The organism is Leifsonia sp. NPDC058248 (assembly GCF_042881905.1).
Taxonomy (GTDB): domain Bacteria; phylum Actinomycetota; class Actinomycetes; order Actinomycetales; family Microbacteriaceae; genus Leifsonia.
This window is the reverse complement of record NZ_JBHVXB010000007.1, coordinates 201,119-222,575: the sequence shown is the minus strand read 5'-3', so window position 1 is coordinate 222,575 and position 21,457 is coordinate 201,119. Positions and strand designations below refer to the sequence as shown.

The following is a 21,457-nucleotide window of genomic DNA, read 5'->3' as shown; positions in this document are numbered from 1 at the left end:
GCTACTTCACCTTGTTATCTGCGAGGTCGACGACGGGGGCGTCAGGCGCGTCCTTGACCGGACCGACTCCGATCGGGATGCCTGCCTCGGGGTGGTTGAGGTCGAACGCCGGCGACTCGCTGCGGATGCGCGGGATCGACGTGAAGTTGTGGCGCGGCGGCGGGCAGCTCGTGGCCCACTCGAGCGAGCGGCCGTAGCCCCAGGGGTCGTTGACCATGACCTTGGGGGCGTTGCGCGCCGTGAGGTACACGTTGACCAGGAACGGCAGCATCGAGATCGCGAGGATTCCGGCGCCGATGGACGACAACTGGTTCATCCACGTGAACCCGTCGCTGGGCAAGTACGTGGCGTACCGTCGCGGCATCCCGACCACACCGAGCCAGTGCTGCACGAGGAACGTCGTGTGGAAGCCGATGAACAGCAGCCAGAAGTGCCACTTGCCCAGGCGGTCGTTCAGCATCTTGCCGGTCCACTTGGGCCACCAGAAGTAGAAGCCGGCGAACATCGCGAACACGACGGTGCCGAAGACGACGTAGTGGAAGTGCGCGACGACGAAGTACGTGTCGGACACGTGGAAGTCGAGCGGCGGCGAGGCCAGGATCACGCCGGTGAGTCCACCGAAGGTGAACGTGATGAGGAAGCCGATCGACCACAGCATCGGCGACTCGAACGTGAGCGAGCCGCGCCACATCGTGCCGATCCAGTTGAAGATCTTCACGCCGGTGGGAACCGCGATGAGCATCGTCATCAGCGAGAACCACGGGAGCAGCACGGAGCCGGTGACGTACATGTGGTGAGCCCACACCGTCACGGACAGCGCGGCGATCGAGATCGTCGCATAGATCAGCGTCTTGTACCCGAAGATCGGCTTGCGGCTGAACACCGGGAAGATCTCGGAGACGATGCCGAAGAACGGCAGAGCGATGATGTAGACCTCGGGATGCCCGAAGAACCAGAACAGGTGCTGCCAGAGCAACGCACCGCCGTTGGCCGGATCGTAGATGTGGGCTTCGAACACACGGTCGGCCGCGAGGGCGAAGAGTGCAGCCGCGAGCACCGGGAAGGCCATCAGCACGAGGATCGACGTGACCATCGCGTTCCAGGTGAAGATCGGCATGCGGAACATCGTCATGCCCGGTGCGCGCATCGTGATGATCGTCGTGATGAAGTTCACGGCGCCGAGGATCGTTCCGAATCCGGACAGGCCGAGACCCACGACCCAGAGGTTGCCTCCAACGCCGGGCGAGAAGGTCGTGCTCGACAGGGGCGCGTACGCGAACCACCCGAACGAGGCAGCGCCCTGCGGGGTGAGGAATCCGGCGACGGCGATCAGGCTGCCGAACGAGTAGAACCAGTAGGCCAGCGCGTTGAGCCGCGGGAACGCCACATCGGGGGCGCCGATCTGCAGCGGCATGATCACGTTGACGAAGCCGGCGAACAGCGGCGTCGCGAACATGAGCAGCATGATCGTGCCGTGCATCGTGAACAGCTGGTTGTACTGCTCCTTGGTCTGCACCACCTGCAGGCCCGGCTCGAACAGCTGGGCGCGGATGATCAGCGCCATCACGCCGCCGATGAGGAAGTAGATGAACGACGTGACGAGGTAGAGATACCCGATCGTCTTGTGGTCGGTCGACGTGATGTAGCTCACGAGGATGTTGCCCTTGCGCTCCACATTGGGACCGAACGGCGGGAGGGTCTTCGGGGCGGGGACCGTGGTCGCCGCTCGGGCCGGTGCTGTAGTCGTCATTCTCGCTGCCCTACTCGTTACCCTTGGGAGCGCCCGTGCCGGGCAGGTTCTGGTTGCGGTCGAAGTCGGAGCCGAGCTGGCCCTCGAAGCCCTGGTCGCGCAGGCTCTGGATGTGCGCGTCGTACTCGTCTTGCGGCACGATCTTCACGTTGAAGAGCATCGCCGAGTGGTACTCGCCGCAGAGCTCGGCGCACTTGCCGACGAACGTGCCGGTGCGGCCGGTCGTCGCGAAGTACATGTAGTTGGTCTTGCCCGGGATGACGTCTTTCTTATAGAGCATCGCCGGCACCCAGAAGGAGTGGATCACATCGCGCGAGTCGAGCTGGATCGTGATCTTCTTGTTCTCCGGCAGGTACAGGGTGGGGATCTCGCCCTCCTGCACCGAGCCGGGCGTCGCGTTCGCGTCGTCGGGCTGGGCCTGGATGCCCGGGTCGTAGACGTTGTCGGTCACGTAGTTGAAGTCCCATGCCCACTGCTTCGCGTAGACGTGGATCTTGAGGTCGGGATTGGCGTACGGCTGCTCGATGGCGTTCTGGTCACGCGCCGTGAAGGCGAAGAAGCCGAGCACCAGGATGAGCGGCACGACCGTGTAGAAGATCTCGATCGGCATGTTGTAGCGCATCTGCACCGGGAGGCCGGTCTGGCCCTTGCGGCGGCGGTAGACGATGACCGCCCAGATGATGAGGCCCCACACGATGAGTCCCACGATGAGCAGCACGATCCAGCTCGTGACCCACAGGCCCGAGATGCGCTCGGTGTGGTTCGTGACGGGCTGCTGGCCCTCCTGGAAACCGGGCAGGAATCCGTTCAGCTGCGCCTGCGTGCAGCCCGCAAGGACGATTGCGAGTGTCGCTGCGATCGGAATAGCAGCCCATCGGAGACGGCGATTGTGACGCACCGGTGACCTTTCGAGTGACTCATGGACAGTTCACATTCAACTGTATTTGACCGTTACCACCCTACTCCGTGACACACGCCGGAATGAACCAGAAAGGGCCGCCCGATGGGCGGCCCTTTGCGGTTTTTTGTGTTATAGCGCTCGGCTGTGGGGACTCAGTGGAACGAGTCGCCGCAGGCGCAGCTGCCGCTCGCGTTGGGGTTGTCGATCGTGAAACCCTGCTTCTGGATGGTGTCTTCGAAGTCGATGGTGGCGCCGTCGAGATAGGGGACGCTCATCTTGTCGACGATGACCTCGACGCCGTCGTAGTCGACCGTGGCGTCTCCGTCGAGCATGCGCTCGTCGAAGTACAGCTGATAGATCAGCCCCGAGCATCCGCCGGGCTGGACGGCGACGCGCAGACGCAGGTCGTCACGGCCCTCCTGCTCGAGCAGGCTCTTGACTTTGCCTGCTGCGGTGTCGGTCAGTCCGACCCCGTGGGCCTTGGTCGCGGTCAGCGTTGTGTCGGTCATGGCACTCCTCACACGGATGCGGTTGGGACTTCAGTGGAAATCTGGGTCGATTCTACGTCGGAAAACCGGGAACGTCGTGTGATCACTCCGAGCGCCGGTCGAGACGGGCCAGCAGCAGCGCCTCCGCGAGGACGGCTCGCCTGAACACGCCGAGGTGCAGGGACTCGTTCGGGCTGTGCGCCCGCGTGTCGGGATCTTCGACGCCGGTCACGAGGATCTGCGCCTCGGGGAACTCCCGCACGAGGTCGGCGATGAACGGGATCGAGCCGCCCACCCCGGTCTCGACGGCCTCCGCGCCCCAGGCGTCGGTCATGGCCTGCTTGGCCTCCGTCGCGGCCCACCCGCTGGTGTCGACGAGGAAGGGGTCTCCGGTGTCGACGTCGTCGATTGCGATGTGCGCTCCGAACGGGGCGTTCGCCCGGAGGTGACGCTCGAGGGCCGTGTACGCGTCCGCCGCCGACTGTCCGGGGGCGACGCGCGCGCTGATCCGCACGGAGACGCTCGGCAGCAGCGTGTTCGACGCGTTCGCCACACTCGGTGCGTCGATGCCGGTGACCGTCACGGTCGGCTTCGACCACATCCGGGACAGGATGGCGCCGGTGCCGATGGGGGTGACGCCGTCGAGCAGCGCGGCCTCCTCGCGGAACTGCCCCTCGGAGAGCGCGGGCGGCTCGGCCGCGTCCGCGCGCTCGGTGAGCCCGTCGACGGCCACCGAGCCGTTCTCGTCATGCAGGGTGGCGAGCAGTTTGACCAGCGCGAGCATCGCATCCGGGGCCGCCCCGCCGAACATGCCGGAGTGCGAGGCGTGCGCGAGCGTGGAGACGGTGAGGCGGAAGGTCACGTTGCCGCGCAGCGACACGGTGAGCGCAGGGGTGTCGATGTCGACGTTGTCGGAGTCGGCGACCACGATCACGTCTGCGGCGAGGGACTCCTTGTTCTGCTCGAGGAAGTTCGCGAAGGAGCGGGAGCCGAACTCCTCCTCCCCCTCGATGAAGACGGCGAGGCCGAGGTCGAAGTCGGGTCCGAGCGCCTCGACGAGCGCACGGACGCTGGCGACATGCGCCATCACGCCGGCCTTGTCGTCGGCCGCACCGCGCCCGTACAGGCGGTCGCCGCGCACGGTCGGCTCGAACGGCGACGTCTCCCACTGGGCGTCGTCGCCCTGCGGCTGCACGTCGTGGTGCGCATACAGGAGGACCGTCGGGCGGCCGTTCCTGGCCGCGCGCGTCGCCAGGACCGCCGGCTGCCCCAGTTCGGCGCCGTCGCCGATCGGCGCCTGCTTCACCGTCACGCTTTCGAAAGCGCCGGTGGCCTCCAGCAGTCCGGCCACCGCGGCGGCGCTGGCGGCCACGTTCGCCGGGTCGAAGGCCGACCACGACACCGACGGGATGCGCACCAGCGTGCCCAGGTCGGCTATCGCCGACGGCATCCCCCCGTCGACCGCGGAGCGCACGCGCTCCTCTGCTGCTGTGGATTCGGTGGATCGCGTCTGCTCGGCGTTCGTCATGACGGTAATCTTAAGCGACCCCACAATCGAAGGCTGAGCGTTGGCAAAACGAGATGACCCGGAAGCGACGGCGGCTGCCCAGCCCGTCGCGGAGACCGCAGAAGAGACCGCAGAGCGTCTGAGGCAGGGAAAGGGCGCCCCCACACCGACGCGCCGCGAGCAGGAGGCGGCCCGCAAGCGCCCGCTCGTCCCCACCGACCGCAAAGAGGCCGCTCGAGCGGCGCGCGCCAAGACGGTCGAGGCACGCGAGAAGGCCCGCGTCGGCATGGCCGCCGGCGACGACCGTTACCTCACGGCCCGCGACAAGGGCCCGCAGCGCAAATATGTTCGCGACTACGTGGACGCCCGTTTCAACATCGGCGAGTTCCTCATCCCGGTCATGCTGCTCGTGATCGTGCTGTCGTTCCTGCCGGGCTACTTCCAGGTCTACGGCCTGCTGGCCTTGTGGGCCTTCTTCGCGATCGCCGTCATCGACTGCTTCGCGCTCGGTTTCCTCGTGCGCCGTCGCCTCGCGGCCAAGTTCGGCGAGACGAAGGTGGAGAAGGGCGTGCGCTGGTACGCGGCCATGCGCGCCCTGCAGCTGCGCGTCATCCGCCTGCCCAAGCCGCAGGTCAAACGCGGCCAGTTCCCCAGCTGACCGTGACGATCGTCGCAGCCGCAGACGGCTCCGCTCTGGGCAATCCCGGTCCCGCCGGCTGGGCCTGGTACGTCGATGACGACCGGTGGGCGGCCGGCGGCTGGCCGCACGGCACCAACAACCAGGGCGAGCTGATGGCCGTGATCGATCTGCTCGACTCCACGGCGCACATCGACGAAGACCTCCGCATCCTCTGCGACAGCCAGTACGTGATCAACGCGGTCACGAAGTGGATGCCGGGCTGGAAGCGCAAGGGCTGGCGCAAGGCCGACGGCGCCCCGGTGCTCAACCGGGAGCTCCTGGAACGCCTCGACCGGGCAACTCAGGGCCGCCGCTACTCCTTCGAATGGGTGAAGGGCCACGCCGGGCACGAGCTCAATGAGGCCGCAGATGTGCGCGCCCGCGCCGTCGCGACGGCCTACCAGAAGGGCGAGCCCATCCCGATCGGACCGGGCTGGCCCGGGGCCGCGCGCGCCGACGAGCGGACGGGCGAGGTCCTCGAGGCCGTCGGCGGCCAGGCGGCGACGAACGCCCCGTCGGTGACGAGCCCCCCGTCGGCGACGAGCGTCGAGCTCGACCTGTTCGGCGAAGACGTTGTCCCCGACGAATCTGACGCCGAGGTCGTCACCCGTCTCGAGCGCGAACTCCTCGAGCCCGGCGTCCGCGCCGACGCATCGCGGGTCGCCGCCATCCTGCATCCCGACTTCGAAGAGATCGGCCGTACGGGCCGCCTCTGGGGACGGGACGCCATCGTGCAGGCCCTCGCCGCGGAGGAGCCGCAGAGCATCGATCTGCAGGTGCTCGGCACCGAGGCGCTCACCCCCGAGACCATCCTGCTCACCACGCGCACGACGGATGCCCGGGGCAGCGCCCTGCGCAGCTCCCTCTGGGTGCGCGCGAACGGACGCTGGCGCCTTCGCTTCCACCAGGGGACGCCCGAAGCCGATTAGCGGCGTTCGACCGTTCCGCGACCACGGGCCGGCCGGTGGCTAGCGCAAGCGCGCGAGTCCCCGGTTGATCTGGCGCGCCCAGAGCGGGCCGAGGTAGAGGAACGCGGTGTAGCCCTGCACGAGCGTGGCGCCGGCGTCCAGGCGCTCCTGCACATCGGCCGCCGTCTCGACACCTCCGACCGAGATCACGCACAGGTCGGCCGGCACGTGTGAGCGGATCAGCCGGAGCGCGGCGAGCGAGCGCTCAGCGAGGGGTGCTCCCGACAGACCGCCGGCACCGGCCGCAGCGACGACCGCCGGGTCGGTCCGCAGGCCGTCGCGCGAAATGGTCGTGTTGGTCGCGATGATGCCGTCGAGTTCCAGGCGCACGACGAGCTCGGCGATCTTCTGAACCTGATCGTCGGTGAGGTCGGGCGCGATCTTGACCAGCAGCGGAACGCGTCCGGCGACCCCTTTCACGGCACTCAGCAGGGGTGCGAGCAGGTCCAGTTCCTGGAGACCGCGCAGGCCGGGCGTGTTCGGCGAGCTCACATTGACGACGAGATAGTCGGCGACGGGTGCGAGCGCCCGGGCGCTGGCGAGGTAGTCGGCCGTGGCGTCTTCGACGGCCACGACGCGGCTCTTGCCGATGTTCACGCCGAGGACGGGCCGATTCGTCCGGGCTGCGGTGCGGCCGAGCCGAGCGGACGCGGCCTGAGCGCCGTGGTTGTTGAAGCCCATGCGGTTGATGACCGCGCGATCCGGGATCAGGCGGAACAGGCGCGGCTTCTCGTTGCCCGGCTGCGCCACTGCGGTGAGGGTGCCGACCTCGACGTGCCCGAAGCCGAGCTGCCCGAGACCGATCACCCCTTCGCCGTCTTTGTCGAACCCGGCCGCGACGCCGAACGGCGAGTCGAACCGGAGTCCGAGCGCCTCGACGGACAATCCGGGGTCGGGGCGGGTGAAGCGGCGCACCAGGCGGCCGATGCCGAGGGCCGGAAGCGCCTTGATCACGAGGAACGCGAGATGATGCGCGCGCTCAGGGTCGAGCTTCGACAGGACGAGGGTGAAGAGTGTGCGATACATGCCGCTGCAACATTACCGGCAGCGGCACAGGCGCGACGTCGTCAAGCCTCGGCTTCGACGGGCTCGCCGTGGTGCTCGACGCGCAACTGCTGGATGGCGTCTTCGAAATCGTCGAGCGAGTCGAACCCCTGGTAGACGCTGGCGAACCGCAGGAACGCCACCTCGTCGAGCTCGCGCAGCGGGGGCAGGATGGCCAGGCCGATGTCATTGGCCTCGATCTGCGAGGCGCCCGTGGAGCGGATGGTCTCTTCGACCTTCTGAGCGAGCACAGCGAGGTCGGAGTCGGTGACCGGGCGTCCCTGGCATGCTTTGCGCACGCCGAGCACGATCTTCTCGCGGCTGAACGGCTCCGCCACCCCGCTGCGCTTGATCACGCTGAGGCTGGCGGTCTCCGTCGTGCTGAAGCGGCGGCCGCACTCCGGGCACTGGCGGCGGCGGCGGATGGAGAGTCCGTCATCGCTCGTGCGGGAGTCGATGACACGGGAGTCCGGGTGACGGCAGAAGGGGCAGAACATGGTGCCTCAATTGTATGCGAGCGCGCGCCCCATCCGGGGGAGGCTGGACCGGCCTGGGAAGCGCGGTCAGCCGGTGAAGCGCGGTCAGCCGGTGAAGCGCGGTCAGCCGGAGAAGCGCACCGTGACGGCATCGCCGTGCGCGGGCAGGTCTTCGGCCGTCGACAGCGCGACGATGCGTCCGGCGACCTCGCCGAGGGCGTCGCGGTCGTAGCGGATGATCTGCTGCGGCCGCAGGAACGAGTACGCGCCGAGGCCGGACGAGAACCGGGCCTGGCCTCCGGTGGGCAGCACGTGGTTCGACCCGGCGAGGTAGTCGCCGAGGCTCACCGGGGAGTGCGCGCCCAGGAAGACGGCGCCGGCGTTCTCGATGTCGTCGAGCACGGCATCCGGATGCTCGGTCTGGATCTCGAGGTGCTCGGGTCCGTAGGCGTTGCTGAACGCGGCGGCCGCGGCGAGATCGTCGACGAGGACGATGGCCGACTGCGGCGCGGCGAGAGCGGTGCGCACCCGCTCGGAGTGCTTGGTGGCGGAGGCGAGCCGGTCGAGCTCGGCTGCGACCCGCTCCGCGAACTCCGGGCTGTCGGTCACGAGGACGGAGGCGGCGGCCTCGTCGTGCTCGGCCTGGCTCACGAGGTCGGCTGCGACGTAGCGGGCGTCGGCGGCAGCATCGGCGATCACGAGGATCTCCGTCGTGCCGGCCTCGGAGTCGATGCCCGCCTGCCCACGGACGACCCGCTTGGCGGCGGCGACATAGATGTTGCCCGGCCCGGTGATGACCTGCACGGGCTCGAGCCCCAGCTCGTCGACACCCCAGGCGAGGGCGCCGATCGCGCCGGCGCCGCCCATGGCGTACACCTCGTCGATGCCGAGCAGCCCGGCTGCGCCGAGGATGGTCGGGTGCACTGCTCCGCCGAACTCGCGCTGCGGCGGACTCGCCAGGGCGACGGATGCGACCCCGGCCACCTGCGCCGGCACGGCGTTCATCACCACGCTGGACGGATAGACGGCCTTGCCGCCCGGAACGTAGAGCCCGGCGCGTTCGACCGGCTGCCACCGCTGCACGATCGTGGCTCCCGGCCCGATCCTGGTCTCGGCCGGCGGCGGCACCTGGGCGGCGGTCGCCTGCCGCACCCGGGCGATGGCCTCGTCGAGCGCGGCACGAACGTCGGCCGGCAGGTTCTCCACGGCGGCATCGATCTCGGCTTGCGGAACACGCACCGTTGCCGGAGCCCCTCCGTCGAACTGCTCGGCCTGCTCCGCCAGGGCCGCCGCTCCGCGCTCACGGACGTCGTCGATCAGGCGTGCGGCGACGGCCATCGCCGCCTGCACATCGACGACAGGCCGCGGCACCAGACGGGCGAAGGCGGCACGGGTAGGCTGGATTCCGCGGAGATCAATGGTCTGCATCATGGCCCGACCAGCCTATCCGCAACCCGGAATACCCAGGAGCCTGCCCGTGCTTGATGCCTACGTATGAACAGCTCACCTCTCCCCCAGGCTCCGCGGCCGTCGGATCGCATCGAACCGGATGTGACGCCCGATCTGGCCGCATTCCGTCAATCGTTCCGCCGTCATGCCGCGGGAGTGGCGATCATCACGGCGCTGACCGAGGCCGGCACGCCGGTCGGGTTCACAGCCACCTCGCTGGCCTCCCTCGCAGCGGTGCCACCCCTTGCGACGTTCAACATCGCCCGGTCGGCGTCGAGTTGGCCGGCGATCGCCGAGACCGAGCGGGTGGTCATCCACACGCTCGGCGTGCGCAACCGGGTGGTGGCCGAGAAGCTCTCCGGCGACAATGCGAGCCGGTTCGACGGGGACCACTGGTACAGCGGACCCCACGATCTGCCGATCATCAAAGACGTGACGAGCTGGATGATCGGACGCATCATCGAGCGCTTCCCCGTGCACAACAATGCTGTCGTCGTCGTGCAGATCGAGCAGGGCGGCCTCGGCGAAGACGACCTGCCCCTGCTCTACCACGAGCGCCGCTACTTCGCCCCAGGCGAGCCCGCCTGACGGCCGGCTCGACCTGACTCGACCGAACCGGCGCGTGCCTACGCCAGGCAGTTCGGCCCGAGCAGCCCTTTCAGCTCGCCGAACAGGTCGGCGCTGATCGTGACCGGCTTCGGCACCTCGAAGACGCGTGCCACCTGACCCTTGACCAGCCGCAGCCGCACCTCGTTGTCGCCGGTGTGCCGTGCCAGCACCTCGCCGAGCGCCTTCACCGTGTCGGTCGTGGCCCGCTGGTCGGGCATCGTGATCAGGAGCGGTCCGGTGCCGACGCTCTGACCGAGATCGGGCGTCATCAGGCTGAACGCATGGAGGTTCATCCCGTCGTCGCGCATGCTGACCCGGCCGCGCACGACGACGATGGCGTCGCCCGTCAATGCATGCGAGAACTCCTGGTAGGCCTTGCCCATGAACATCACGGTGATCTCACCGCCGAAGTCCTCGACCGTGATCATTCCGTATTGGTTGCCCGACGCCTTGGCCACGCGGTGCTGCACGTTGGTCACGAGCCCGGCGACGGTCACCGTCTCGCCGTCTTGGATGTTCTCCGAGGCGACCAGGTCGGCGATCGACGTGCTCGCGAGCTTGGCGAGCTGCAGTTCGAGGCCGGCCAGCGGGTGGTCGGAGACGTAGAGGCCGAGCATCTCGCGCTCGAAGGCCAGCTTGTCGCGTTTGCCCCACTCGGGACGCTCCGGGATGTGGTGCTGTGTCGCGTTCTGCTCGTCGGCGCCCCACAGACTGTCGAAGTCGAAACCGACGTCGCCGTTGGCCTCGTTGCGCTTGATCTTCACCGCGGACTCGACCGCGTCTTCGTGCACCTCGACGAGCGACCGGCGGGTGGACCCGAGCGAGTCGAACGCTCCCGCCTTGATCATCGACTCCACGGTGCGCTTGTTGGCGGCGTGGATCGGCACTTTCGACAGGAAGTCGTGGAACGACTCGAAGCGACCCTTGCTCTCGCGCGCCTCCCGGATACCGTCGACCACATTGCTGCCGACGTTGCGGACAGCGCCGAGGCCGAAGCGGATGTCGGTGCCGACGGCGGCGAAGAAGCCGATCGACTCGTTCACGTCGGGCGGGAGCACCTTGATCCCCATGCGGCGGCACTCGTTGAGGTACAGCGCCATCTTGTCCTTCGAGTCGCCGACGCTCGTGAGGAGCGCCGCCATGTACTCGGCGGGATAGTGCGCCTTGAGGTAGGCCGTCCAGTAGGAGATCACGCCGTAGGCCGCGGAGTGCGCCTTGTTGAACGCGTAGTCGGAGAACGGGAGGAGGATCTCCCACAGCTTCTGGACGGCCGCCATCGAGAAACCGTTGGCCTGCATGCCGCCGGCGAAGCCCTCGAACTGCTTGTCCAGCTCCGACTTCTTCTTCTTGCCCATCGCGCGGCGCAGGATGTCGGCTTGGCCGAGCGAGAACCCGGCGACCTTCTGCGCGATCGCCATCACCTGCTCCTGGTAGATGATCAGGCCGTAGCTGGTGGAGAGGATCTCGGCCAGAGGCTCAGCGAGCTCCGGGTGGATCGGAGTGATGTCTTGCAGGCCGTTCTTGCGCAGCGCGTAGTTCGTGTGCGAGTTCGCGCCCATCGGGCCCGGACGGTAGAGGGCGATGAGCGCCGAGATGTCTTCGAAGTTGTCGGGCTTCATCAGGCGCAGCAGCGAGCGCATCGGCCCGCCGTCGAGCTGGAACACGCCCAGGGTGTCTCCGCGCGAGAGCAGGTCGTAGGCGCCGCGATCGTCGAGCTCGAGGTCTTCGAGGACCAGCTTCTCGCCGCGGTTGGCCTCGATGTTGTCGAGCGCGTCGTTGATGATCGTGAGGTTGCGCAACCCCAGGAAGTCCATCTTGATCAGTCCGAGCGACTCGCACGCCGGGTAGTCGAACTGCGTGACGATCTGGCCGTCTTGCTCACGCTTCATGATCGGGATGATGTCGATCAGCGGATCCGACGACATGATGACGCCGGCCGCGTGCACACCCCACTGGCGTTTGAGGTTCTCGAGCCCGAGCGCCGTGTCGAAGACGGTCCTGGCCTCGGGGTCGGTCTCGACGACCGCCCGGATGTCGACGGCCTCCTTGTAGCGCGGGTGGTCCTTGTCGAAGATTCCGGTGAGCGGGATGTCCTTGCCCATCACGGGCGGCGGCATCGCCTTGGTGAGTTTGTCGCCCATCCCGAACGGGAATCCGAGGACGCGCGACGAGTCTTTGAGGGCCTGCTTGGCCTTGATCGTGCCGTAGGTGACGATCTGCGCGACGCGTTCCTCGCCGTACTTCTCCGTCACGTACTTGATGACCTCTCCCCGGCGGCGGTCGTCGAAGTCGACGTCGAAGTCGGGCATCGAGACGCGGTCGGGGTTGAGGAACCGCTCGAAGATCAGGCCGTGCCGGAGCGGGTCGAGATCGGTGATGCGCATCGCGTACGCGGCCATCGACCCGGCGCCGGAGCCACGGCCCGGTCCGACCCGGATGCCGTTGCGCTTCGACCAGTTGATGAAGTCGGCGACCACCAGGAAGTAGCCGGGGAAGCCCATCTGGGAGATGACGCCGATCTCGTAGTCGGCCTGCGCGCGGACCTCGTCGGGGATGCCGGCGGGATACCGATCGTGGAGGCCCGTCTCGACCTCTTTGACGAACCAGGACTGCTCGTTCTCGCCCTCGGGGACGGGGAAGCGCGGCATGTAGTTGGCCTGCGTGTTGAACTGCACGTCGCAGCGTTCTGCGATGGCCAGGGTGTTGTCGCACGCCTCCGGGTGGTCGCGGAAGAGCTGGCGCATCTCGTCGGCGGACTTGAGGTAGAACTCGTCGGCGTCGAACTTAAAGCGATTCGGGTCGTCGAGCGTGGAGCCCGACTGCACGCACAGCAGAGCGGCGTGGCTCTTCGCGTCGGCGGCATGCGTGTAGTGGAGGTCGTTGGTCGCCACCAGGGGCAGGTCGAGTTCCTTGGCCAGCCGGAGCAGGTCGCCCATGATGCGGCGCTCGATCCCGAGACCGTGGTCCATGATCTCGGCGTAGAAGTTCTCTTTGCCGAAGATGTCGCGGAACTCGGCGGCGGCCTTCTTGGCCTCCTCGTACTGGCCGAGCCGCAGTCGGGTCTGCACTTCGCCCGACGGGCATCCCGTGGTCGCGATGATGCCGGACGAATACGTGTTGAGCAGCTCGCGGTCCATGCGGGGCTTGAAGTAGTAGCCCTCGGTCGAGGCCTTCGACGACATGCGGAACAGGTTGTGCATGCCTTCGGTGGTGGCCGCGAACATCGTCATGTGCGTGTAGGCGCCGGAGCCGGACACGTCGTCGCCTCCCCCGTCGCCCCAGCGCACGCGGGTGCGGTCGGTGCGATGGGTTCGCGGGGTCAGGTAGGCCTCGGTGCCGATGATGGGCTTGATGCCGGCGTCGGTGGCGGTCCGCCAGAAGTCGAACGCGCCGAACATGTTGCCGTGGTCGGTGACCGCGACGGCGGGCATCCCCTGTTCGACGGCCGCCTCGACGAGCGGCTTGATACGCGCAGCGCCGTCCAGCATCGAGTACTCGCTGTGGACGTGGAGGTGAACGAACGAGTCGCCGCTAGAGGACAAATGGATCTCCGTCTGAAGCCGTGGTGAGGGTTAAAGACTACGTCGACCCTACGACGCTCGAAGCACATCCAGAGCGTGTTGGAGGTCGTCGGGATATCCGGTCGTGAAGGTCACCCAATCACCGGTGGCCGGATGCTCGAACGCGAGCTGGACCGCGTGCAGCCACTGCCGGCCGAGGCCGAGCCTCGCCGACAGCGTCGGGTCGGCGCCGTACATCGAATCGCCCACGCAGGGGTGGCGCTGGGCGGCCATGTGCACGCGGATCTGATGGGTGCGGCCGGTCTCGAGGTGGATCTCCAGCAGGCTCGCCGACGGGAACGCCTCGATGGTCTCGTAATGCGTGACCGACGGCTTGCCGCCCGCGACCACTGCGAACTTCCAGTCGGACCGGGGATGCCGCGCGATGGGGGCGTCGATCGTCCCGACCAGGGGGTCGGGATGCCCCTGCACGACCGCGTGGTAGATCTTCTCGACCGTGCGGTCGTGGAAGGCGCGCTTGAGGGCCGTGTACGCCCGTTCCGATTTGGCGACGACCATGAGGCCGCTCGTGCCGGCGTCGAGGCGGTGCACGATGCCGGCGCGCTCGGCTGCCCCCGAGGTGGAGATCCGGAATCCGGCGGCGGACAGCGCGCCGAGGACGGTGGGTCCTTCCCAGCCGACCGACGGATGCGCGGCCACGCCGACCGGTTTGTCGATGACGACGATATCGTCGTCGTCGTGCACGATCGTGAGGTCGGGCACCGCGATGGGCACGATCGTGACCTCGGATCGCGGCTGCCAGCTCACCTCGAGCCAGCCGCCCGCGTGCAGGCGGTCCGACTTGTCGACGGAGCGACCGTCGACCGTGACGCCCCCGGCTTCGGCGATCTCGGCGGCGAAGCTGCGGGAGAACCCGAGGAGCTTGGCCAGTCCGGCGTCGACGCGCGAGCCGTCGAGACCGTCGGGGATGGGGAGGCTGCGGGATTCCATGCCTAGGCGGTGGGCTTCTCGTCCGTCGGGGTCTCGTGAGGCTCGGGCGCGATCTTCGCCTCCGCTGTCGCCTCCGCTGTCGCCTCTGCCGTCGTCTCGGGCTCGTCCTGTGCCGCGGCCTCGGTCGCGTCAGCGGCCTCGACAGCCCGCTTGCCGTCGAGCCCGATCCCTCGGATGGTCAGGATCAGGAACAGCACCATGCTCGACACGATCGCCACGTCGGCCAGGTTGAAGATCGCCGGGAGAAGCGGGATCTGCAGGAAGTCGACCACGTGGCCGACACCGAAGCCCGGTTCGCGGAACAGCCGATCGGTGAGGTTGCCGAGCAGGCCGCCGAGGAGCAGCCCGAACAGGATCGCCCACGCCACCGACCGGATGCGCGGGGCGTACCAGATCACGAAGCCGAGTACGCCGACCCCCACGATCGAGAAGATCCAGGTGGATCCGCTGCCGATCGAGAAGGCGGCGCCGGGGTTCTTGACGAAATGGAACTGCAGGAGTTGTCCGAGCACCTGGACCTGCTGACCCTCGAAGAGGTTCTGCACCACCAGGACTTTCGCGATCTGGTCGACCAGGTACACGCAGAGCGCGACGATGGCCAGGATGACCAGGGCCCGGACGCTGACCTTGGCCCGGGAGGGGCTAGCCTCCAAAGCCCTGGAACGTCGGAGGCTGCTCCTGGCTGCCCGACGCGGAGTCGCCGCCCGAGGCGGAGACGGGGGTCGGCATGGAGCCGCTGCCCTGTCCGGCGCTCACGGGAGCGTTGCCGGTGTCGGCCGGCTTCGCGGCCGGGGCCGCGTAGCTGCCGGTTCCGGCGACGGAGGAGCTGTCGAGGTCGCGGAGCTGACCCTCGATGTAGCTCTTGAGCTTCAGACGGTACTCCCGCTCGAACGTGCGGAGCTCGTCGATGCGGTGTTCCAGGAGGGCGCGCTCCTGCTCGAGCGAGTTGATCTGGGCGCGCTGCTTCGACTCGGCCTCTGCGACGATGCGGGCGGCGGTGGCGTGGCCTTCCGCGATCAGCGCGTCGCGCTTCTCGACGCCTTCGCGCACGTGCTCCTCGTGCAGGCGGCGGGCCAGCTGCAGGAGGTTGTTGGTGCTGTTCGGGTCGACGGCGCTGGTGTCGACCGGCGCGGCGTACGCGGCGGCGGCCGGAGCCGCTGCGGCAGCAGCAGCAGCGGCAGCGGGGGCCGCGGCCAGCCGCTGCGTGAGTTCTTCGTTCTCCTGGCGCAGGCGCTCGAGCTCGGCCGAGTTGTCGGGACCGGCGGGGGCCGCATTGCCCGCGCCCTGCCCACCGCTGCGCTGCAGCTCGGCGATACGGGACTCGCTCGCGACGAGGCGCTGCTTGAGCTCCTCGTTCTCCTGGTTGAGGCGACGCAGTTCGACGACGACCTCGTCGAGGAAGTCGTCGACCTCGTCCTGGTCGTAGCCCTCACGGAACTTCGTCGGTTGGAACCGCTTGTTGACTACATCTTCCGGAGTCAGCGCCATGGCAAGCCACCTTAGATCTTGAGAATTCGAACAAAAAGTGCGTTCAGCCAACGCTAGCAAAACGCACCGTCGATGCGCACGCTGCTGCACTCACGTGCGTCGGCTCGTCAACCTTACAACGCGAGTGATCATCCGGATGCGCACGACTCTCAGCTAAAACGCAGCAGTGACGTACAAGCCGATGATGACCACCAGCATGGTGAGACTCCATCCGAAGTCGATCGCGATCGGTCCCATCGACAGCGGCGGGATCAGCCGGCGGAAGAACTTGATCGGCGGGTCGGTGATCACGTACGCCGATTCAGCCAGCACGAGGCCGAATCCGCGCGGGCGCCAGTGACGGCTGAAGGTGCGCACCAGGTCGAGGACGAACCGGCCCCAGAGCACGAAGAAGTAGAGCAGCAGCACGTAGTAGAGGATGCTGGCGATGACGGAGACGACGAACACGAGGTTAAGTATGCGTGAAAGCGCACCGTCCCCTGACAGGGGCGGTGCGCGATCCGGTGCTCGAGGGCGTCAGGCCTGCGCGAAGAACGACGCGTCGACCTCGGCGTCCTGGCCGCCGTGCTCGCCGGAGACGACCACGTGCGACGGGGACAGCAGGAAGACCTTGGGCGTCACACGCTCGATCTTGCCGTAGAGCCCCTGCGAGAGGCCGCTGGCGAAGTCGATCAGCCGCCGGGCATCCCCTTCGCTCATCTGCGAGAGGTTGATGATGACGGGGATCCCCTCGCGGAAGGACTCGGCGATCGCCTGGGCGTCGCGGTACTGGCGGGGGTGGACCGTGAGAATCTCGTTCATTTCCTGGACCGAAGCATTCCGTGCGGTGGACGACTTGCGCAGCGGGGTCACCGGGGCGCGTCCGGTCACGGGTGCGACCGGGGTGGGGTGGGGAACCGGGGCGACGGGGGCTTGGTGCGGCTGCGGCTGCGGGCGGGCCTGGGGCTGCTCCTGCGGCTGCTCGTCGTACTCGAGTTCTTCGTCGGCGAGGCCGAGATAGACCATCGTCTTCTTCAGCGGGTTGGACATTCGGATCCTCCGTGTAGACCGGTGCGCCGACGCTTTCGCACGCACTACGAACTTTCTCTTCGAGGTTAACCGTGCGGTGGCCGATTCCCGGTAATGGCGGTGCCAATGCGAAGGTGTGTCGCTCCTTCGGCGATGGCTTCCGCGTAGTCCTGCGACATCCCGGCCGAGATCTTGTCGGCGGAGGGAGCCAGCGTGCGCACGCGCTCGCTCGCCTCCCGCACGCGCTGGAACGCCCGCCTCGGCTCCTCGCCGATCGGGGCGACGGCCATGACGCCGAGCATCCGGAGCCCCGGCGTGTCGAGGATCCGCTCGACGAGCGGCTCCAGGTCGCGGTCGGAGACGCCGCCGCGCGCCGGATCGTCGGTGAGGTTGAGCTGCACGAAGCAGTCGATGTCGCCGTCGTGGGAGCGCAGAGCCTCGACGAGCGAGCTGCGGTCGACCGAGTGGATGACGTCGGCGTAGGCGCGGACCTGCCGCGCCTTCTTGCTCTGCAGCTGCCCGACGAAGTGCCAGCGCAGGTCGAGGTCGGCGAGCTCCGCCGCCTTGGCCTGCGCCTCCTGGTGACGGTTCTCCCCCACGTCCGTGACCCCGAGCAGCGCCAGCTCGCGCACGAGCGACGCCGGGTGGAACTTGGTCACCACGATGGTGGTCATCTCGTCCGGCGAGCGTCCGGCAGCCCGGGCGGCATCCGCGATGCCGGCCCGGACGGCCTGGAGACGCTCGGCGAGCGGACTACTTGAGGAAGTCGGGGATGTCGAGATCGTCATTCTCGTCGTCGAACGCCGGGTCTTTGGGTGCGGTCTCGGTGACAGGGCTCTCGGCGGCCGACCAGGCGTCGGCCGACGGCGACGGGATGTCCTCGGCGTCGAGCGCGGCGGTGCTGGCGAGCGCCGCGCCCTCATCGCCCGCCTCGACGAAGTTGGCCCGGCGGGTGTCCGCCGTGACCTGCTTGCCGTTCGGCTCCCCGCCGTCGAATCCGGCGGCGATGACCGTCACGCGCACCTCGTCGCCGAGGGTGTCGTCGATGACCGCGCCGAAGATGATGTTGGCCTCGGGATGCACGGCCTCCTGCACGAGGCGGGCCGCGTCGTTGATCTCGAAGATTCCGAGGTTGGAGCCGCCCTGGATGGACAGGAGGACGCCGTGCGCCCCGTCGATGCTCGCCTCGAGGAGCGGCGACGCCACGGCGAGCTCGGCCGCCTTGATCGCGCGGTCGGCGCCGCGGGACGAGCCGATGCCCATCAGCGCGCTGCCGGCGCCCTGCATGACCGACTTGACGTCGGCGAAGTCGAGGTTGATGAGACCCGGGGTGGTGATGAGGTCGGTGATGCCCTGGACACCCGCGAGGAGGACCTGGTCGGCGGTCGAGAACGCCTCGAGCATGCTGATGCCGCGGTCGCTGATCTCGAGGAGACGGTCGTTCGGCACCACGATGAGGGTGTCGACCTCTTCTTTCAGGCGCTGCACACCGGCGTCCGCCTGCTCGGAGCGGCGCTTGCCCTCGAAGCCGAACGGCCGGGTGACGACACCGATGGTGAGTGCGCCGATCGACTTGGCGATGCGGGCGACGACGGGTGCGCCGCCGGTGCCGGTGCCACCCCCTTCGCCGGCCGTCACGAAGACCATGTCGGCGCCGGCGAGCGCCTCTTCGATCTCTTCCGCGTGGTCTTCGGCCGCCCGGCGGCCGACCTCGGGGTCGGCGCCGGCGCCGAGTCCTCTGGTGATCTCACGGCCGACGTCGAGCTTGACGTCGGCGTCGCTCATCAGCAGTGCTTGCGCATCCGTGTTGATCGCGATGAACTCGACGCCGCGAAGCCCGAGCTCGATCATCCGGTTGACGGCGTTGACGCCGCCACCGCCGATGCCGACGACTTTGATCACGGCGAGGTAGTTCTGGTTTGATGTCACGTCCGGCCTCCGCTGGGAACCTTCAACCTCAGGTCGAGGCTTAAAGTTATGCTCAGTATGCAATTCCTGATTCGACGTTAGGGGCGCATCCCCCGCACCCCTGTAACGTCCAAGGCGTGTCGGGAATCCCGCTCATCCCGTGGTCACGCTGTGAGGGGAGGAGACGTTGAAGACACGTGCTCCGCCAGCGCTCTTGAGGAGGGCCGCGAGGGCGGCCGCCTTGAGATCGGAGTCGTCCCCGCTCCCCCAGACAACCTTCGCACCAGTTCCGCGCAGAGTGAAGCTCACATCGTCGGTGGTCGTCGCCGAGACGGTGTCCACCCGGGCGAAGAGCGAGTCGGGGAGCGACGCCAGCACGCTCGCCGCCGCCGCGAACCCGGAGCCGGCGTCCTCCTCGGCCGGGGCGCCCGACGCCGCGATGAGCGGGTAGCCGGCCGGCCGCGCCGGGCTCGAGGCGATGGTCACCTTGGCGGCGTCGACGAGGGTGAAGGCGGTTCCGGAACGGAGCACGCCGATCGGCTGCCGCTCGACGATGCGCACGACGATCGCGTTGGGCGGGTGACTCTCGACGCTGTAGCTCCGGATGAGCGGGAACGCGGCCAGGTCGCTGCGGATCGCTCCCTGGTCGACGAGCGGCAGGGGACGCCCGAGCTGATCGCCGAGCGACTTCTTCACCGCCGCGACGTCGATGCGCGAGGTCCCCGTGACGTCGATGGTGCGCAACGCCATCAGCGGGGAGAACGCCGTGAGGGTGACGCCGAGAACGAGGGCGGCGAGCGTGCCGAGACCGGCCAGCCACATCATCCGGCGCCGGCGCGATCGCTTGGTGAACCGCCGCACCTCGCCGCGCTCGACGCGGAAACGCTCCTTGCGTGCTTCGCGCAGCGAGCGGCTGATCTCGCGGTTGGACGGCAGGCGGTCGTACACCCCGTGGTGCTCAGCGCGCGGCTGGGCGTCCGTCCGCTTCGTCGGCGCGGTCGACCCCGGAGCGGTCGCCGCGGTGGAGGCCATGGCCGAGGCCGTGCCGCCTTCGATGATCTGCACCGGGATGGGGGCGGTGGTGGCCTCGACCCTGTTCCCGCCGGCCGCTGCGGTGTCGCGAGACGCCCGCCCACGGGCTGCGGGAGCAGGAGCGGCCTGCGTCGCGGGCGCCGCCGGCGGCGGCTGGTCGAACCCCTGAGGACGCTTCATCCCGACGTTCTCCGGCTAACCGCGGACGCGGCGCAGCGATTCGAGCAGCTGCGGCACGATGCGGTAGACGTCCCCGCAACCGAGGGTGATCACGAAGTCGCCGTCGCGCGCGATCTCGGCGGTGTGGTCGGCGGCGGCCTGCCAGTCGGCGATGAACGCCACGTGCTCCGGATGCTCGAAGCGGTCGGCCACGAGGGCGCCGGTCACCCCGGGCTCCGGGTCCTCCCGCGCGCCGTAGACATCGAGCACGACCGTCTCGTCGGCGTAGTTCTCGAGCGTGTCGGCGAACTCCTGAGCGAAGAGCCGGGTGCGGCTGTAGAGGTGGGGCTGGTGCACGGCGATGATCCGGCCCTCGCCGACGACCGTGCGCGCGGCCGCGAGCGCCGCGGCGACCTCGGTCGGGTGGTGCGCGTAGTCGTCGTAGACGCTCACGCCCCCGACGGTGCCGTGCAGCTCGAACCGGCGCTCGGTGCCGCCGAACTCGGCGACGGCGCTGAGCGCTGCGGAGGGCTCGAAGCCGAGTCCGGTGAGCACGGCGAAGGCGCCGGCCGCGTTGATGGCGTTGTGGCGGCCCGGGATGCGCAGCCGGGCCGAGTAGTCGTTCCCCTCGTAGCGCACCGAGAAGGAGACCGGGCCGTCGGTGACGATCGAGTGCACCCGCACCTCGGCGTCGTCGGCCTCGCCGAACGTGACGACGCGCTTCGCCGGGTCTTGGGAGCGGAGCGTGTTCGTGACGTGCACGGCCCCGGCGTCGTCCGAGGAGACGACCACGAACTCGCTCGCCTCGCGGGCGAAGGTCACGAAGGCGTCCTCGAAGGCCTGCAGGGAGCCGTAGTGGTCGAGGTGGTCCGGGTCGACGTTGGTGACGAGGGCGACGGCCGTGTCGTAGAGGAGGAACGAGCCGTCGGACTCGTCGGCCTCCACCACGAACAGCTCGCCGGTGCCGGTCTGCGAGCTCTTGCCGAGCGACTCGATCACGCCGCCGTTGACGAAGCTCGGGTCTTCGCCGAGGCCGAGCAGCCCGGTGATGATCATGCCGGTGGAGGTGGTCTTGCCGTGGGCGCCCGCGACCGAGACGAGCCGCTTCTTGCTGATCAGCCAGGCGAGGGCCTGCGAGCGGTGGAGCACAGGCAGCCCGTTCTGCAGGGCCAGCTGGTACTCGGGGTTGTCCTGCCAGAGCGCACCGGTGACGACCAGGGTGTCGGCGTCGCCCACGTTGGCCGCGTCGTGCCCGATCGCGATGGTCGCGCCGAGGTCGCGCAATGCGAGCACGTTCGACGACTCGCGCACATCCGACCCGGTCACGGTGTAGCCGGCCTCGAGGAAGAGGCGGGCGATGCCGCTCATGCCCGAGCCGCCGATGCCCACGAAGTGCAGGGCTCCCAGATCGTCGGGCAGGGTCATGGAGAGGTCGGGTTTGATCACGTGTACTGATTTCCTTTGCGAGTGAAGGGCACCT

General features: G+C 68.3%; 20 protein-coding genes. 3 read left to right on the top strand and 17 right to left on the bottom strand.

What is annotated here, in order from left to right:
* Position 1 precedes the first annotated feature (1 nt).
* From ctaD to ACFVV5_RS13500, 4 genes are all read right to left on the bottom strand, one after another.
* Entirely contained in the window at positions 2-1,750 is a 1,749-nt protein-coding gene (gene ctaD, locus ACFVV5_RS13515; RefSeq protein WP_387244766.1) for a cytochrome c oxidase subunit I, read from the bottom strand.
* A 10-nt stretch (positions 1,751-1,760) separates the two neighbouring features.
* On the bottom strand, positions 1,761-2,648 hold the full coding sequence (gene coxB / locus ACFVV5_RS13510; protein WP_387244762.1) for a cytochrome c oxidase subunit II: 888 nt from the start codon (positions 2,646-2,648) through the stop codon (positions 1,761-1,763).
* A 155-nt stretch (positions 2,649-2,803) separates the two neighbouring features.
* Positions 2,804-3,160, bottom strand: a complete 357-nt coding sequence (gene erpA / locus ACFVV5_RS13505; protein ID WP_387244759.1) for an iron-sulfur cluster insertion protein ErpA — start codon at positions 3,158-3,160, stop codon at positions 2,804-2,806.
* A gap of 82 nt (positions 3,161-3,242) precedes the next feature.
* The gene (locus tag ACFVV5_RS13500; protein ID WP_387244756.1) at positions 3,243-4,667 is read right to left on the bottom strand and encodes a dipeptidase; all 1,425 of its coding nucleotides are present in this window, start codon (positions 4,665-4,667) and stop codon (positions 3,243-3,245) included.
* A 40-nt stretch (positions 4,668-4,707) separates the two neighbouring features.
* Here ACFVV5_RS13500 and ACFVV5_RS13495 point away from each other — a divergent pair, with 40 nt between their 5' ends.
* Together ACFVV5_RS13495 and ACFVV5_RS13490 are read left to right on the top strand one after the other, a co-directional pair.
* Positions 4,708-5,304, top strand: coding sequence for a DUF3043 domain-containing protein (locus tag ACFVV5_RS13495; RefSeq protein ID WP_387244753.1), 597 nt, complete (start codon positions 4,708-4,710; stop codon positions 5,302-5,304).
* A 2-nt stretch (positions 5,305-5,306) separates the two neighbouring features.
* A complete protein-coding gene (locus ACFVV5_RS13490) occupies positions 5,307-6,254 on the top strand; it encodes an RNase H family protein (RefSeq protein ID WP_387244750.1) in 948 nt (315 codons plus the stop codon).
* 39 nt (positions 6,255-6,293) lie between these two features.
* Here ACFVV5_RS13490 and ACFVV5_RS13485 read toward each other — a convergent pair whose 3' ends face one another.
* The 3 genes from ACFVV5_RS13485 to hisD all read right to left on the bottom strand — a co-directional run bounded on the left by ACFVV5_RS13485 (position 6,294) and on the right by hisD (position 9,244).
* Positions 6,294-7,319 carry a quinone-dependent dihydroorotate dehydrogenase gene (locus ACFVV5_RS13485; protein WP_387244747.1) on the bottom strand — a complete coding sequence of 342 codons (1,026 nt, stop codon included), beginning with the start codon at positions 7,317-7,319 and terminating at the stop codon, positions 6,294-6,296.
* Positions 7,320-7,360: 41 nt separating this feature from the next.
* The gene (nrdR, locus tag ACFVV5_RS13480) at positions 7,361-7,834 is read right to left on the bottom strand and encodes a transcriptional regulator NrdR (protein WP_387244744.1); all 474 of its coding nucleotides are present in this window, start codon (positions 7,832-7,834) and stop codon (positions 7,361-7,363) included.
* Positions 7,835-7,936: 102 nt separating this feature from the next.
* Positions 7,937-9,244: a histidinol dehydrogenase gene (gene hisD, locus ACFVV5_RS13475; protein WP_387244742.1), complete on the bottom strand. Its 1,308-nt coding sequence runs from the start codon at positions 9,242-9,244 to the stop codon at positions 7,937-7,939.
* Positions 9,245-9,307: 63 nt separating this feature from the next.
* Here hisD and ACFVV5_RS13470 point away from each other — a divergent pair, with 63 nt between their 5' ends.
* Positions 9,308-9,850, top strand: coding sequence for a flavin reductase family protein (locus tag ACFVV5_RS13470; protein ID WP_387244739.1), 543 nt, complete (start codon positions 9,308-9,310; stop codon positions 9,848-9,850).
* A 38-nt stretch (positions 9,851-9,888) separates the two neighbouring features.
* Here the strand turns inward: ACFVV5_RS13470 and dnaE are convergent, their stop codons facing one another.
* The 10 genes from dnaE to murC form a co-directional block, all read right to left on the bottom strand.
* Positions 9,889-13,359 carry a DNA polymerase III subunit alpha gene (gene dnaE / locus ACFVV5_RS13465; RefSeq protein ID WP_387244985.1) on the bottom strand — a complete coding sequence of 1,157 codons (3,471 nt, stop codon included), beginning with the start codon at positions 13,357-13,359 and terminating at the stop codon, positions 9,889-9,891.
* A gap of 102 nt (positions 13,360-13,461) precedes the next feature.
* Positions 13,462-14,382 carry an RluA family pseudouridine synthase gene (locus ACFVV5_RS13460; protein ID WP_387244736.1) on the bottom strand — a complete coding sequence of 307 codons (921 nt, stop codon included), beginning with the start codon at positions 14,380-14,382 and terminating at the stop codon, positions 13,462-13,464.
* Positions 14,383-14,384: 2 nt separating this feature from the next.
* Complete coding sequence (gene lspA / locus ACFVV5_RS13455; RefSeq protein WP_387244733.1) at positions 14,385-15,035, bottom strand: signal peptidase II; 651 nt, start codon at positions 15,033-15,035, stop codon at positions 14,385-14,387.
* A complete protein-coding gene (locus ACFVV5_RS13450; protein WP_387244730.1) occupies positions 15,025-15,870 on the bottom strand; it encodes a DivIVA domain-containing protein in 846 nt (281 codons plus the stop codon). The genes lspA and ACFVV5_RS13450 overlap by 11 nt, the downstream gene beginning before the upstream one ends.
* Positions 15,871-16,023: 153 nt before the next feature.
* A complete protein-coding gene (locus ACFVV5_RS13445) occupies positions 16,024-16,317 on the bottom strand; it encodes a YggT family protein (protein ID WP_387244727.1) in 294 nt (97 codons plus the stop codon).
* A 69-nt stretch (positions 16,318-16,386) separates the two neighbouring features.
* Positions 16,387-16,899, bottom strand: a complete 513-nt coding sequence (locus tag ACFVV5_RS13440) for a cell division protein SepF (RefSeq protein WP_387244724.1) — start codon at positions 16,897-16,899, stop codon at positions 16,387-16,389.
* A 65-nt stretch (positions 16,900-16,964) separates the two neighbouring features.
* Complete coding sequence (locus ACFVV5_RS13435) at positions 16,965-17,666, bottom strand: YggS family pyridoxal phosphate-dependent enzyme (protein WP_387244721.1); 702 nt, start codon at positions 17,664-17,666, stop codon at positions 16,965-16,967.
* Positions 17,632-18,807 carry a cell division protein FtsZ gene (gene ftsZ / locus ACFVV5_RS13430; protein WP_387244718.1) on the bottom strand — a complete coding sequence of 392 codons (1,176 nt, stop codon included), beginning with the start codon at positions 18,805-18,807 and terminating at the stop codon, positions 17,632-17,634. The genes ACFVV5_RS13435 and ftsZ overlap by 35 nt, the downstream gene beginning before the upstream one ends.
* 132 nt (positions 18,808-18,939) lie before the next feature.
* Positions 18,940-19,998 (bottom strand): FtsQ-type POTRA domain-containing protein, encoded by a 1,059-nt coding sequence (locus tag ACFVV5_RS13425; RefSeq protein ID WP_387244715.1) that lies wholly within the window; start codon positions 19,996-19,998, stop codon positions 18,940-18,942.
* Positions 19,999-20,013: 15 nt separating this feature from the next.
* Positions 20,014-21,423 (bottom strand): UDP-N-acetylmuramate--L-alanine ligase, encoded by a 1,410-nt coding sequence (gene murC, locus ACFVV5_RS13420; RefSeq protein WP_387244712.1) that lies wholly within the window; start codon positions 21,421-21,423, stop codon positions 20,014-20,016.
* Positions 21,424-21,457 lie beyond the last annotated feature (34 nt).